Genomic DNA, 13163 nt, shown 5'->3' on the forward strand with positions numbered 1-13163 from the left:
GATCGAGAACATGTTCGGCAGGCTCAAGGACTGGAGGCGGGTCGCAACCCGCTATGACCGATGCCCCAAAGTATTCCTTTCCGCCATCGCGCTCGCAGCAACCGTCATCTACTGCCTGTAGAACTCAATGAGTCCTGAGTCTGAGGAACGCCGCGCAACGCCAGGAACCAGACGAATCCAAGTGTTGCGCGAAGCAAGGGTAGGACGTGTTACGGCTTGGCTTGCTTGTTGGTGCACAGACCCAGAAGCGCATAGATCGGGCAGAATTTCATGAAGGCCGTCACTACAAACACAGCCCCAAGCCAACCCCAGGGGCCGATGGTACCGGTCAGCGCCAGAAGGATCAGCACGCCACCGAGGACCAGGCGCAGAATCCGGTCGACAGAACCAACATTAGACGTGAATTGCATGGTCGAATCTCCTTGATTGTCTGGTCCAAGATTCACTTTTTATTAGCTCGTGTTATGTGACGAGGTCACACAACCCCCGTTCTGGCATGGTGGTGCAGGGCTGGGCGGTCCTGAAGATGAATCACACCTCGCTCAAGCCTGATCCACCCCCGATGTTCAAAATCCTTGAGGATACGGGACATGACTTCGCGCGCACTGCCCAGTTCGGCTGCAATGCGCTGGTGCGTGGTGCGAATATCGCCCGAATGCGCGCCCTGATCCAAAAGCCACTGCGCCAGTTTCAGGTCCATCCGGTTAAGTAGAAGATCATCGATAACCTCGGACAACTCAACAATGCGTTGTGAAAACGCCATGAAGACCGCACCCCGAAATTCGGCATCTGTGGCCAGCAACATGTTGAACTTGTCCCGACCGATGGCCAGCGCCGTCACCGGCCCCTCGGCATAACCGAACCCTGAATAGGGGATGTCCGACAACATGCACGAGGTTGTCATAACGCAACTGTCGTACGGGCCAACCCGATAAAGAACAACGGTGCGCCCCGACGGGCTGGTTTGTTCCACCCGAACGATGCCCGACCGTACGATCAAAAACACCTCACCGTAAGCGCCCGGTGCAAAAAGTTGGGATCCGTCTGGTACAGTCAGACTACTTCCTGCGGACTTGAGCCGGTCGAGAATTGCCTGGCTCCAGTTCTGTTGGGTCACTGCTTTACCTCCGTATCACGCTCTTGTCCGGATTTTTCGCCCTGGGACCCATGCGGGAAAACCCAATAAGTCTGTGACAAACCTTTCTGCACGAGATCAACGTCGAAAATTCTGTCAATTCAAGCCTTGAATGCCAACACCCATCGCCACCAAACACAGTACCGAGCACCGATTTTCAATGGTCGCGCGGTGTTGTCTCTTGAAACCCCGCGCTCGGCCTTGATTTCTTCCAGGTCTCGAAAGGAGATAATGCGCTGAATGCAAAAGAAAATAGCAATCAGAATCACGTCCTTCGGGTACTGTGCGCCTTTGAAAGAATATCATCAGCAAGCTATGAACGGGTTTCTACCATTAACCGGGCACGCCAAAGCCGCATGACCGTCAAAGACCAAAAGTCAGCACTTGAGCCCCTTATTTCTGCCCACCTACAGCTCAGACCTCAATCCCATCGAATTGGTCTTCTCCATGCTCCAGAACTTACTTGCAACGCATTGACGCCAGTGTACTTGAAGCATTGCGCGAGACGCTCGGCGTCATCTTTAACCCATTCAACTCGCACGAATGCAGGATCCTCCTCAAGGCTAACGAACAGGTCTCTGATTAAGCACAAAACGCTTTAGTCCGACCCTGCGACAACAACTTCGATATCATTTTTGTTGAGCATGTCCTGGATGTTTGCAGGAGGAAGGCGATCGGTAAAAAAAACATCAATTCCAGCCATGTTGTGCAGAGATATCGGAGCCCGCTTGTTGAATTTTCCGCTGTCGGCGACGACGATGCGCACCTGCGCATTTTCTGCCGCCGCACGTGCGATATTGGCTTCTTCAAGATCATGAAGCATGAAACCCAAGTCGCCATTCACGGCTCCAACCGAGAACACTGCCAGCTGTACGTTGAAACGCTTTACAAGATCCAATGCCTCTGCACCGAAAGCACCCCCATCATGGGCGCGCAGTTCTCCACCCGCCAGAAACACCCGGTTGTTGTTGTGCTTTGACAATGTGTAAGCGACGAAAACCGAATTTGTGACAACAAACAGGTCTTTGTGTTTCCGCAGTGCAAGCGCGACGTAAGCGGTTGTCGAACCAATATCCAGAAATAAGGAATCCCCGTCGCTTATAGTGTTTGCGACTGCCCGGGCTATTGCTTCTTTCGCATGCGCTTGCGTTCCCAAGCGGTTTTCAAAAGGTGGTTCTATTGCGTCTTCGCTAAGGTGTACGCCGCCATGAACCTTCCGCACGATCTTGCGCTCTTCCAGCGCCTTGACGTTGCGCCGGATCGTTTCATTGGAAACATTCAGTTTTTGAGCCAAGAGGCTGACTCTGCACGACCCGCCCGCATGTTGCAGTTCGCGAAGGATTTCTTCCTCGCGCTGATTTGTGGTTTTTCGTGGCTTTAGCATGCGACCTCCTGAAAGGGGGGATACGGCAGTCATCCCAATAAAACAATATTGCGCCCAATTCAGTTCTGATCGGGGCTTTTTGTGTGAATTATAACCATTATTCGTGGCGAAGTGTGGTTTTTATTGACGTACTCGTCAGATTGGCGCAGCATGGAAGTGTAATAAAAGAAAAACACTCAAAAAGCCACATTCAGGGAGCGCAACATGATCAGGAAATTCAATGCACTACACGCAATGGCATTAGTCGCTGGCGTAACTGCTTCGGCTTCTTGGGCCGCCGAATCGACGGACCCAATCAAACTGACGTTGCATGATTGGTCAGGACAGCTGATCAACACCAAGATAATGGGATCAATTCTGCAAGAGGCAGGGTACAACGTTGAATATGTTCAGGCGGACTATATCGCTCAGTTTGCGGGCCTGAAGACAGGTGATCTACATCTGGCAATGGAAATCTGGGAAACCACCGGGCGTGAAGCACTGGACGAAGCCACCGCCTCTGGCAATGTGGTGAACGTTGGTGAAACCGGTCTGATGGCGATCGAAGAATGGTGGTACCCGACTTATATGAAAGAGCGCTGCCCCGGCCTGCCAAACTGGGAAGCTCTGAAAGACTGTGCAGGGGAATTCGCCACCGCTGAAACCTCGCCAAATGGGCGCTATGTCGGCGGGCCCGTGACCTGGGGCGGTTTCGACGAAGAACGTGTCGAAGCGTTAGAATTGGAGTTTGAAGTTGTCCACGCAGGCACGGATGCTGCGCTTTTTGCTGAGCTGGAATCCGCATATCAGCGCGAAGATCCAATCATGCTGTGGGTCTATGTTCCGCACTGGGCCCCGGCCAAATATGACGGCGAATTCGTGGAGTTTCCGCCATTTTCGGCCGAATGCTACAGCGACCCGTCAGTCGGTGTGAACCCGGATTTGGCCTATGACTGCGGAAAACCGCGCGGTCCGATCTGGAAGGCTGCTTGGTCTGGCCTGCAAGAGAAGTGGCCGGGCGCGTATGACATCATCGAAGCCTACAACATCAATAACGACGAGATGAGCGCTATGGTCGGCAAAGCCGATCTGGACGGTGTTGAAATTGATGCAGTTGTCGCGGATTGGATGGAGACGAACAAAGACCGTTGGTCCGGTTGGATCTCTAAATAATCTGCTTGACCGAAGCGGTTACCCCGCTCTCCTCTGCCGCTTCGGTCTTTTTCCGTCTTAGTACCGGACACTACAGATGACCCCCACAACAAAACTGTCCTGCCGAAACGTTTGGAAGCTATACGGTCCAAACGCCGAGACCCTTCTGGCGCAAAACCCGAACCCATCGGCAGATGACATTCGAAATGCGGGTGTGATCGGAGCAGTACGCAACGCCAATATTGAGATCGTTGAAGGAGAAATCTTCATCATCATGGGCCTGTCCGGTTCAGGCAAATCAACCCTGGTTCGTTGTCTGTCCAAGTTGATCGAACCCACAAGCGGTGAGGTTCTGTTCGACGACGCCGATCTGCTGCGCGCCAGCGAGAAAGAAATGATTGAAATCCGTCGGCACAAGATGGGCATGGTGTTTCAGCATTTTGCCCTGCTGCCGCACCTGACCGTGTTGCAGAATGTGATGTTTCCCCTGACCATTCAGGCTACGCCCAAACACGAGGCCGAAGCAAAAGCGAGAGACGTGGTGGAACTGGTCGGCCTGAAGGGGCGCGAAGACTACTATCCACGAGAGCTCTCAGGTGGTCAGCAACAGCGTGTGGGCATTGCCCGATCATTGGTGACAGAGCCCGATCTGTGGTTTCTGGACGAACCTTTTTCGGCCCTCGATCCGCTGATCCGTCGCGAAATGCAGGACGAGTTTCTGCGACTACAGGAACGGTTGCATAAAACAATTGTCTTTATCACGCACGACTTTGAAGAAGCTGTTCGCTTGGCCGACCGCATCGCAATTATGAAGGACGGTGAAGTCATCCAGATTGCCACCCCGGAGGAACTGGTGATGAATCCTGCGACCGACTATGTAGCTGAATTCACGCGCCATATTCCGCGCTCCAAGGTTTTGACGGTTGGTGGTGTAATGACCGTCGGCGCTGCGGGTGAAGGTGAGCCCATTGTGCAATCCACCCGCGTCTCGGCCGTGGCGGAACGGATCATCACCGCAGATGCACCAATTCCCGTGACAGACGGCAAAGGTCTGGTTATTGGCGCCATTGATCGCAAGGCTGTGGCCCATGTGCTTTTCGGTGAAGGGGACGCGGTATGAGCCGCCTGTCCCGCAGCCAGCTTGTCATTCTGCTGCTTGTCGGACTCACAATCCTGCTGGGGTATTTCGGCAGTAACCTGGGAAAAGCGCTGGATGCGCGCTGGATCACCAAATTTCCGTCGGCCTGGGTCGTCCCATTCAAAACTTATATCTCATCTGCAATGTCCTGGCTGATCGAAGATGCTGCAATCGGCCCAGTTTCGTTCACCGACGTTACCCGCGCTGCTGCTTGGTTGATAGAACAGCCCTATGACCTTGTTTTGTCTCTGCTGGCCGAAGGTTTTGTCACCGGGCAAGGCAATGATGCGCAAGTCATTCTACCTGCGATCAGCTGGATTGTAGTGATCACCGCCGTAGTAGCTTTGGGACAGTATTGCCGGGACTGGGGGCTCGCGGCGTTGGTCGGCGGCTGCTTTACCTATCTGGCCGTCTTTGGCCAATGGGACAGCGCGATGGTTACGCTTGCCTCGGTCCTGATTGCGGTGCCCATTGGCGCGGGCGGTGGGCTGTTGTTGGGGATATTGGCCTATCGCCACCTGACTTTCGATCGCATCATCTCGCCCATTCTGGACTTGATGCAGACAATCCCGATCTTTGCCTATCTGGTACCAATTCTGTTCATGTTCGGCTTTGGACCGATTTCGGCGCTGGTCGCCACGATCATCTATGCGACGCCGCCTATGGTGCGGATCACCACGCTTGCCTTGAGAGCCGTCGACCCCGAGATTTTGGACTTCGGGCGCATGGCGGGCACGACGCAAAAGCAGTTGATGTGGCGCGTTTTGGTTCCTTCCGCCAGCCACAGTCTGATGGTGGGTGTCAATCAGGTGATCATGCTGACGCTGAACATGGTCATCATTGCCTCGATGATCGGGGCCGGAGGATTGGGGTTCGACGTCCTTGCCGCGCTGCGCAGACTGGATATCGGCGCTGGGTTCGAGGCCGGTATTGCCATTGTGGTTCTGGCCATTGCGGTTGATCGCCTAAGTCAGGCTTTCGCCGAGCGTATGGGGCAGGTCCATCACGAGCTCCCCGGCTCGTGGCTCACCCGCCATCGCCGGACAATTCTGGTATTGATCCTGCTGATTTTGACCTGGGTTCTGGGGCAGTTCTCACCCCTGTTGCTGGAATATCCTGAAAGTCAGACGATCACCACTGGCGAGTTCTGGGATGACACGGTCAAATACCTGAACATCAACTATTTCGACACGTTCGAGGCGATTAAGATCTTCTTCCTGACGTGGTTCATGATCCCGATCAAAACGGTCTTGCTGGGAATTCCATGGCCTTGGGCCATTGCCATGCTGACCTTGCTGGGTTGGCATGCAGGGGGCTGGCGGCTGGCACTGCTGTGCGGAGGACTGGCGTCTCTGATCCTCATTTCAGGACTGTGGGCCAAGGCAATGGTGACAGTTTATCTCTGCGGAGCCTCTGTGTTTCTTGCGACTCTGATCGGGGTTCCGCTGGGTGTTGTGGCCGCACTTAACAAACGCGCCGGGACAGTGATCAACCTGTTTATTGATACGCTGCAGACATTACCCAGCTTTGTCTATCTGATCCCGGTAGTGATGCTGTTCCGTGTCGGCGATTTCACTGCTCTGATTGCCATAGTCCTTTACGCACTGGCCCCGGCCGTGCGTTACGCGGCCCACGGCGTGCGATCGGTCAGTGAGGAATTGATCGAGGCTGGATTGGTTTCTGGCTGCACAGGCACGCAACTCCTGCGCCATATTCGCTTGCCCATGGCCCTGCCCGAAATCCTTTTGGGTATTAACCAGACCATCATGCTGGCGCTGTCCATGCTGGTTATCACGGCCCTCGTTGGCACCCGGGATCTGGGGCAAGAGGTCTACATTGCCCTGACAAAGGCTGACACTGGCCGGGGTCTGGTAGCAGGTCTGTCCATCGCATTCATTGCCATCATCGCTGATAGGCTGATCAACGCAAGCGCTCGTCAGGCACGCATCCGCTTTGGAATGGAGAGCTGATATGACCCAATCCGATCTGATGACCCGCATTCGCAAGCTACCGATCTGGCAGGGCGAGATCAAAGCCACCCCTTTGACGGGTGGGATCACAAATGTGAACTACAAGGTTACTGACAGCAGTGGATCCTACGTGGTGCGTGTCGGTGACGACATCCCTTTGCACCAGGTGATGCGCTTTAACGAACTGGCCGCCAGTAAGGCCGCCCATGCTGCAGGTCTGTCACCCGCTGTAGTATTTTCGTCCAACGAACTAACAGTGCTGGAATTCGTCGAAAGCCGCACTCTGACCGAAGAAGACGTACGCGACCCCAGTATGCTGCCTCGGGTGCTGGAACTCGTGAAAGCCTGCCACCTTGAGGTGCCCAAGCACCTGCGCGGCCCGTCGCTGGTATTCTGGGTCTTTCACGTCATCCGCGACTATGCCGCCACTCTCACCGAGCGTGGAAGTTCGCACACGGACCTGATCCCGGAACTTTTTCGAATTGGAAATGACCTGGAAGCCGAGGCCGGGCCGTTCGACATCGTGTTTGGCCATAACGACCTGCTTTGCGGCAACTTTCTGGACGATGGCACCCGCCTGTGGCTGATCGATTTCGACTACGCGGGACTCAACTCGCCATTATTTGACTTGGGGGGGCTGGCCTCGAACAACTCTCTTTCCAATGAACAAGAGGACTGGGTTCTGGAAACCTATTTCCAGGCACCCGTCACCAACCAATTACGTCATCGCTATACGGCGATGAAATGCGCCTCGCTGCTTCGTGAAACCATGTGGAGCATGGTGTCCGAGATCACCTCGGAAATCGACTTCGATTACGCAGCCTACACAAGCGAAAATCTCGCACGGTTTCGCACGGCCCTGACCGACTACAAAAACACCTGAGGACAGATATGACCGACCTTCCAAATACAGCCAAAGCCGTCATCATCGGCGGCGGCATCATCGGCTGCTCGACCGCCTATCACCTTGCTAAGCAGGGTTGGACCGACACGGTGCTGCTGGAACGCAAAAAGCTGACTTCAGGCACCACATTCCATGCTGCGGGCCTGGTGGGGCAGCTGCGTTCGAACGCCAATATCACTCAGCTGCTGGGATATTCAGTCGATCTGTACAACAAGATTGAAGAAGAAACCGGTCTGGGAACGGGTTGGAAAATGAATGGTGGTTTGCGTCTCGCCTGCAACGAGGAACGCTGGACCGAGGTCAAACGGCAGGCCACCACAGCCCATTCCTTTGGCCTGAATATGCAGCTGCTGACTCCGAAGGAAGCTCAGGATCTTTGGCCGCTGATGGATATCGGTGACGTCATCGGCGCGGCGTTCCTGCCCACCGATGGGCAAGCAAACCCCTCGGACATTACCCAGGCGCTGGCCAAGGGAGCGCGCATGGCAGGCGCGAAGATATTCGAGGATACCAAGGCCACCGATCTTGAAATCGAGAACGGCAAGATCCGCGCCGTAATCACTGAACATGGCCGTATCGAATGTGAAAAGGTGATCGTGTGTGCCGGTCAGTGGACGCGCGACTTTGCCGCCAAGTTCGGCGTTAATGTGCCGCTGGTGCCAATGGAACACCAATACATGGTCACAGAACCATTTGGTGTACCCGGCGATCTGCCCACCCTGCGGGATCCCGATCGGCTGACCTATTACAAGGAAGAAGTCGGTGGGCTCGTCATGGGCGGATATGAACCAAACCCGATCCCGTGGGCGGTGAATGGCATACCTAAAGATTTCCACTACACCTTGCTCGACAGTAACTTCGACCATTTCGAACAGATCATGGAGCTGTCGCTGGGCCGGGTGCCAGCGTTGGAGACCGCGGGGATCAAGACCCTGACCAATGGTCCCGAAAGCTTCACTCCGGATGGCAACTTCATTGTAGGTGAAGCACCAGAGCTGAAGAATTTCTTTGTTGGTGCTGGTTTCAACGCCTTTGGCATTGCCTCTGGCGGTGGCGCCGGAATGGTGCTGGCAGAATGGGCCGCCAAGGGCGAGCCGCCCTTTGACCTGTGGTCCGCCGACATTCGCCGTTTTGGCCGCCCGCATTTCGACACCGATTGGGTTCGCACCCGAACAGTCGAAGCATATGGCAAACACTACACTATGGCTTGGCCTCATGAAGAACACGAGTCCGGCCGCCCCTGCCGCAAGTCACCGCTGTACGATACGCTTATGGATCAGGGCGCTTGTTTTGGTGAAAAACTGGGTTGGGAGCGTCCAAACTGGTTTGCCGACGCATCGCTGAGTGAAACGCCCAAGGACGAATACAGCTTTGGTCGCCAGAACTGGTTCGCTGCCGTTGGTCGTGAACACAAAGCGGCCCGAGAAGCGGCAGTGCTGTTCGATCAAACATCATTTGCCAAATTCGCGCTGAAAGGCCCGGACGCCTTGGCGGCGATGAACTGGATTTGTGCCAATGATGTGGACAAACCGGTGGGAGCGCTGGTCTATACCCAGATGCTCAATGACAAGGGCGGAATTGAATGCGACCTGACCGTGGGCCGTGTAGCGCATGATGAATTCTACATTGTCACTGGTACGGGCTATGCCACCCACGATTTTGACTGGATCAGCCGAAATATTCCGGACGGGCTGAACTGCCAGCTGTTCGATATCACCTCCTCAAACGCAGTATTGTCGCTGATGGGGCCGAGGGCACGAGATATTCTGGCGGCAGTTACCCGCGACGATGTGTCGAATGACGGGTTCAGGTTTGGCACGATCCGGACAATCGGCATCGCCGGTTGCCCTGTCAGGGCACTGCGGGTGACATATGTGGGCGAGCTTGGCTGGGAACTGCACTTGCCTGTTGAATACGCGCAAACAGTCTATTCTGCGCTGATGCAAGCAGGGCAGCCACAAGGACTGGTAAATGCAGGCTACCGCGCAATTGAATCTCTTCGGTTAGAAAAGGGTTACCGGGCCTGGGGGTCTGATATCGGGCCTGATCACACGCCGTTTGAAAGCGGTCTGGGATGGGCTGTGAAGCTGCGCAAAAACATAAATTTCAAGGGCCGCGCGGCAAGCGAAAAGCAGAAGGCCGAGGGTGTCAAAAAGATGCTGGCCTGCTTCACTGTCGACTCCGATGTGGTGCTGTTGGGCCGCGAAACAATATACCGGGATGGAGAACGTGTGGGTTGGCTGACGTCGGGAGGCTATGGTTACACGACCGGCAAATCCATCGGTTACGGCTATGTCCGAAATCAGGGCGGCGTCGATGCGGAATTTGTTACGTCAGGCACGTATGAGTTGGAGGTTGCGACCCAACGTGTCCCCTGCCACGTGACACTTCAACCGCTTTACGATCCCAAAATGGACCGCATCAAATCGTAACACATACTCCTGTTATCTGGACGAGGTTGAGGCAAATCTGCCCAACCTCATTGCATCAGAAAACGTACTCATATTCCAGACAACCGAGAGTGTTCGCAGCCTCTCTCACTGCGGTGCAGTATTCTCCGAACCGGTTGGTGATCGAAATCGCAACTAAGAATCTTCCACGTTTTGACTGCCGTCAAAAGCGTAAGTCACTCGTTAAAAAGAGCTGAAAGTTCACTCGCCCCTTTTTGCAGGATGCCCAAGAATGACATCAGACTGTTGATGTCATGACGTTGTGTGGGCGCGTGAACCGAAAGCGTGCCCAACAATCGACCTTGCCCATCCTGAACGGGTACCGCTAAGGCAGTCATACCAGTCATGAATTCTTCGTCATCGGTGGAGTACCTTTTCTCAGAAATACGTTTGATCTCCGCTCGCAATGCCTTGGGGTCAGTTATCGAACGTTCGGTTTTTGGTTGCAGATGTCCTGCGGAAAGAAACCCATCCAGCTTTTTTTGCCGCAGTGTGGACAAGTACATCTTGCCGCTGGCCGTGCAATGGAAGGGCACCTGAGTCCCGACCGGAAGTTGAATTCGCAAGGGCCATTTGGTTTCCACCCGATCAAGGTAGATCATACCCTCGCGGTCTGGAATGGCGAGATTACATGTCTCGCCAACAGTTTCTGCCACACTGCGCAAGATTGCCAGTCGCGCAGTGCGCAAATGCTCAGACGACATCGTGTTGACCGAAAGCAGTCGCAGCCGGTGCCCCGGGCCATATGATCTGCCATCGAGGTCTCGCTGCAGAAACCCTTCGGCTTCTGCGGTTTGCAGCAGGCGGTGAATTGTTGGCTTGGCAAGACCCAACGCCTCTATCAGATCCGAAGGTTTGACGGAAACGCCACGCCGCGCCACCTCCTCGAGGATCAGAAGGAGGCGCAGGTTGGTCGGTATTTGAGTTTCTTTGTCTTGTGTTTCCGTCTCGGCCATCCTGCAACAGTCTAGCTATTTGGCAGCAGTATCAAGGCCAGATCGGGCACAAGCGACACTAATAACCAAACCGTTAGAAGCGCCACCAGATAGGGCACCGTGTACCGAAGCAACCGGAAATAGGGTACACCTGTTACTCCCGAGGCCACATAGAGGTTCAGCCCATAAGGTGGCGTGATGAACCCAATGGACGCCCCTACAAGGAAGATCACCGAGAAATGGATTGGATCAATTCCAACCGAAGCCGCGATTGGCGCAAGAATCGGGGCAAGAATTATAGTTACAGGCAGGCTTTCCAAAACCATTCCAGAGAAGAAAACGATCACCATCGATGTGAACAACACTGCGTAGTACCCGCCCATCGAGGTTACGAAATCTCCAATGGTTTGCTGCGCGCCAAGCAGTGACAGGATCTGCTGCATCACCACCGAAATTGCAATCAGCGGTGCAAGTATTCCGGTGATCTGGGCCGAGCGGATAACGATCGACGGGATCTCGGGGATGGTGAACCCTTCGACTACAAACATCTCGGCAAATGTTTTTTCTGTCGGCAAAACCTCATTCCGAGCCCCCATTAGGCGATTTATCGGATAGCTGAGCAAACCCGCGATCACGCAAAATCCTACAGTCACACCAGCTGCTTCGGTGGGGGAAAACTTGCCCGTGTAGATACCCCAAAGGACCAGACCGATGGCAAAGAAACCGAGCCACGCACCAAATGCTGTTTTAAGAACGCGATTCAGTTGCAGGGGTATCAGATGACCCCAGCCATTGATGCGGCAAATGATCCAACAGGCAAACTGCATTCCAATCACCATGAGCGCACCGGGTAGAATACCCGCCACAAACAACTCGGAAATAGGAAGGTTCATCAAGAAGCCATAGACGATGAAGATAATGGACGGCGGGATAATGATCCCTACAGTACCCCCTGCCGCAGCGGTCGCCGCACTGAAGCGCTCGTCATAACCACCTTTGACCATCTCGGGGTGAAGCATCGACCCGATGGTCGCTGTCGTTGCCGAGTTTGAACCAGAGATTGCGGCGAATAGCCCACAAGCGCCCAGAGACGCCATGGCCAATCCTCCGCGTATCCATCCCAAACAGGCATAGGCGAAATCGCTGAGCCTTCGAGCGATGCCGGACTTGTTGATCAGGTCTCCGGTCAGGATAAACAACGGCATTGCCAACAGTGCAAAACCCTTGTTGAAAACATTCAGCAATTCGGCGCCCATGTTGTCCAGCGTCAAACCAAGGACGAACGAACAACCGATTACCCAATATCCGATGACCAAGAATACCGGCACGCCCAGCATGAATAAAAAAGTGACCCCAAGAGAGATCAGTGTAACCAAAGTTCCATCTGCCATTAGTCCGCTCCGATCACGGCCTGCTTGATCAGCGGCTCACCCGTTTTCCAGTTGTGCAGATCATCGGCAAGGTTCTGAAACACGCGTCCAACCATCAGAATGAACGACAACGGCGCGGCCAGAAGGAACCACCACTGCATGATATTGTCAGTACCCAATACGATCTGGAAATTGGACGCCGAAAGCGAGACCAGTCGCGTCGTCGTCACGATGACAATCACCGCAAAAATGAACCAGAGCACGGCATCGAGGATCAGACAGGCTAGTTGCCCGCCTCGGGGCATGGCAGCACGGAATTCACTGAAACTCAGATGCGTGCGCAGGCGGACATTGTAGGTTGCGCCAAACCACGCCATCACCATGAACAGCAGAGGGGGGATTGTGGTGGACCACGGTTCTTGGTCGTTGAAAACGAACCGATCAATCACGCCCCAGAAAATGATCAAGGCAATCGCAAGATAGGAATACACCATCACTGAGCGTTCCAGATGGCGTTCAACAAAGGGCGCAGCCCGATAAGTCAGCATGATCAAGAACCCGCCAATTGCCGAGACTGCCGCGCCCAACCCCCAAGTGGCGTCGGATTCGAGTGCAGATTGAATCTCGAACGAATCCTGGCTGAGAAAGGCGCTGAATATCGCGCCGATGTCCGCCCAAAACGACATGTACCCCGTCCTCCCAGTTGGTGTGTAATAGAACCGGCCCTCGTGGGGTCGGTTCGTCTT

Annotated in this window: 13 protein-coding genes and 1 pseudogene; 7 read left to right on the forward strand and 7 right to left on the reverse strand. The window is 54.5% G+C overall.

What is annotated here, in order from left to right; genetic code table 11:
* Positions 1–121: transposase (locus tag ACR0AP_RS16700; RefSeq protein WP_480508086.1), on the forward strand; the 121-nt coding region annotated here is incomplete at its 5' end.
* A gap of 88 nt (positions 122–209) precedes the next feature.
* Here the strand turns inward: ACR0AP_RS16700 and ACR0AP_RS16705 are convergent.
* The 3 genes and pseudogenes from ACR0AP_RS16705 to ACR0AP_RS16715 all read right to left on the reverse strand — a co-directional run.
* A complete protein-coding gene (locus ACR0AP_RS16705) occupies positions 210–410 on the reverse strand; it encodes a YgaP family membrane protein (RefSeq protein ID WP_480507975.1) in 201 nt (66 codons plus the stop codon).
* 65 nt (positions 411–475) lie between these two features.
* Positions 476–1117 (reverse strand): Crp/Fnr family transcriptional regulator, encoded by a 642-nt coding sequence (locus ACR0AP_RS16710; RefSeq protein WP_480507977.1) that lies wholly within the window; start codon positions 1115–1117, stop codon positions 476–478.
* A gap of 191 nt (positions 1118–1308) precedes the next feature.
* A pseudogene (locus tag ACR0AP_RS16715) lies at positions 1309–1404 on the reverse strand (IS6 family transposase); the annotation flags it as partial.
* Positions 1405–1519: 115 nt separating this feature from the next.
* Between ACR0AP_RS16715 and ACR0AP_RS16720 the strand changes: the two are divergent.
* Positions 1520–1612, forward strand: a complete 93-nt coding sequence (locus ACR0AP_RS16720) for a transposase (RefSeq protein WP_480507979.1) — start codon at positions 1520–1522, stop codon at positions 1610–1612.
* A gap of 121 nt (positions 1613–1733) precedes the next feature.
* On the opposite strand, the gene ACR0AP_RS16725 is transcribed toward ACR0AP_RS16720, so the two are convergent.
* Positions 1734–2519: a DeoR/GlpR family DNA-binding transcription regulator gene (locus ACR0AP_RS16725; protein WP_209506748.1), complete on the reverse strand. Its 786-nt coding sequence runs from the start codon at positions 2517–2519 to the stop codon at positions 1734–1736.
* A gap of 204 nt (positions 2520–2723) precedes the next feature.
* On the opposite strand from ACR0AP_RS16725, the gene ACR0AP_RS16730 reads away from it, so the two are divergent.
* The 5 genes from ACR0AP_RS16730 (at position 2724) to ACR0AP_RS16750 (ending at position 10094) form a co-directional block, all read left to right on the forward strand.
* Complete coding sequence (locus ACR0AP_RS16730) at positions 2724–3671, forward strand: ABC transporter substrate-binding protein (protein WP_209506747.1); 948 nt, start codon at positions 2724–2726, stop codon at positions 3669–3671.
* A gap of 76 nt (positions 3672–3747) precedes the next feature.
* Positions 3748–4770, forward strand: coding sequence for a quaternary amine ABC transporter ATP-binding protein (locus tag ACR0AP_RS16735; RefSeq protein WP_480507981.1), 1023 nt, complete (start codon positions 3748–3750; stop codon positions 4768–4770).
* Positions 4767–6758 (forward strand): ABC transporter permease, encoded by a 1992-nt coding sequence (locus ACR0AP_RS16740; protein ID WP_480507983.1) that lies wholly within the window; start codon positions 4767–4769, stop codon positions 6756–6758. The genes ACR0AP_RS16735 and ACR0AP_RS16740 overlap by 4 nt, the downstream gene beginning before the upstream one ends.
* Before the next feature lies 1 nt (position 6759).
* A complete protein-coding gene (locus tag ACR0AP_RS16745; RefSeq protein ID WP_480507984.1) occupies positions 6760–7641 on the forward strand; it encodes a phosphotransferase in 882 nt (293 codons plus the stop codon).
* An 8-nt stretch (positions 7642–7649) separates the two neighbouring features.
* On the forward strand, positions 7650–10094 hold the full coding sequence (locus ACR0AP_RS16750; RefSeq protein ID WP_480507986.1) for a GcvT family protein: 2445 nt from the start codon (positions 7650–7652) through the stop codon (positions 10092–10094).
* Positions 10095–10288: 194 nt separating this feature from the next.
* Here ACR0AP_RS16750 and ACR0AP_RS16755 read toward each other — a convergent pair whose 3' ends face one another.
* The 3 genes from ACR0AP_RS16755 to ACR0AP_RS16765 are packed head-to-tail and all read right to left on the reverse strand — an operon-like array spanning position 10289 to position 13103.
* On the reverse strand, positions 10289–11068 hold the full coding sequence (locus ACR0AP_RS16755) for an IclR family transcriptional regulator (protein WP_480507988.1): 780 nt from the start codon (positions 11066–11068) through the stop codon (positions 10289–10291).
* 11 nt (positions 11069–11079) lie between these two features.
* Positions 11080–12438 (reverse strand): TRAP transporter large permease, encoded by a 1359-nt coding sequence (locus tag ACR0AP_RS16760; protein WP_480507990.1) that lies wholly within the window; start codon positions 12436–12438, stop codon positions 11080–11082.
* Entirely contained in the window at positions 12438–13103 is a 666-nt protein-coding gene (locus ACR0AP_RS16765) for a TRAP transporter small permease (RefSeq protein WP_480507992.1), read from the reverse strand. Before ACR0AP_RS16765 ends, ACR0AP_RS16760 begins: the two co-directional genes overlap by 1 nt.
* Positions 13104–13163: the final 60 nt, after the last annotated feature.

It is taken from the genome of Ruegeria sp. AF7 (genome assembly GCF_056541885.1).

Coding starts and splice junctions, on each gene's coding strand:
- ACR0AP_RS16705 (WP_480507975.1), bottom strand. CDS start 410: ATGCAATTCACGTCTAATGTTGGTTCTGTCGACCGGATTCTGCGCCTG.
- ACR0AP_RS16725 (WP_209506748.1), bottom strand. CDS start 2,519: ATGCTAAAGCCACGAAAAACCACAAATCAGCGCGAGGAAGAAATCCTT.
- ACR0AP_RS16730 (WP_209506747.1), top strand. CDS start 2,724: ATGATCAGGAAATTCAATGCACTACACGCAATGGCATTAGTCGCTGGC.
- ACR0AP_RS16735 (WP_480507981.1), top strand. CDS start 3,748: ATGACCCCCACAACAAAACTGTCCTGCCGAAACGTTTGGAAGCTATAC.
- ACR0AP_RS16740 (WP_480507983.1), top strand. CDS start 4,767: ATGAGCCGCCTGTCCCGCAGCCAGCTTGTCATTCTGCTGCTTGTCGGA.
- ACR0AP_RS16745 (WP_480507984.1), top strand. CDS start 6,760: ATGACCCAATCCGATCTGATGACCCGCATTCGCAAGCTACCGATCTGG.
- ACR0AP_RS16750 (WP_480507986.1), top strand. CDS start 7,650: ATGACCGACCTTCCAAATACAGCCAAAGCCGTCATCATCGGCGGCGGC.
- ACR0AP_RS16755 (WP_480507988.1), bottom strand. CDS start 11,068: ATGGCCGAGACGGAAACACAAGACAAAGAAACTCAAATACCGACCAAC.
- ACR0AP_RS16760 (WP_480507990.1), bottom strand. CDS start 12,438: ATGGCAGATGGAACTTTGGTTACACTGATCTCTCTTGGGGTCACTTTT.
- ACR0AP_RS16765 (WP_480507992.1), bottom strand. CDS start 13,103: ATGTCGTTTTGGGCGGACATCGGCGCGATATTCAGCGCCTTTCTCAGC.